The sequence below is a fragment of the Gilvimarinus gilvus genome (assembly GCF_030518155.1).
GTDB classification, from domain to species: domain Bacteria; phylum Pseudomonadota; class Gammaproteobacteria; order Pseudomonadales; family Cellvibrionaceae; genus Gilvimarinus; species Gilvimarinus gilvus.
In genome coordinates this window covers 1-366 of record NZ_JAULRU010000521.1, presented here as the reverse complement: position 1 = coordinate 366, position 366 = coordinate 1, and the positions used below count along the sequence as shown (strand labels likewise).

Here is a 366-nt window from a genome sequence, read left to right as displayed (position 1 = left end):
AGCAACACCAGTGGATAAATTATACTTGGCAAATGGTAAACCTCGTATTCCGAAAACTATTTCTGAAGAAGATATTGTACAATTAGAAGAATGGATTGATGATTTGGAAGGACAATTGGAACAATTGACTCATTTTATTCTTCCAGGTGGAAATCAACCAGCTTCTCATGCACATGTTGCGCGTTGTATTTGTCGTCGTGCCGAACGTTTGACAGTTGGTTTGGCCGAAGAAGAAGAAATTCGTCCAGAATTACAAAAATATTTGAATCGTCTTTCTGATTATTTATTTGTTTTAGGTCGAAAAATTGCCACAGACAATAATCAAGAAGAAGTAAAATGGATTCCAGGTGAATAAAAAAGCACTTT

Annotated in this window: 1 protein-coding gene; it reads left to right on the top strand. The window is 35.5% G+C overall.

Annotated features, from left to right (window positions below):
- Nucleotides 1-355, top strand: a 355-nt coding sequence (locus tag QWI17_RS09890) for an ATP:cob(I)alamin adenosyltransferase (protein WP_302722346.1), incomplete at its 5' end; no start/stop codon positions are given.
- Nucleotides 356-366: the final 11 nt, after the last annotated feature.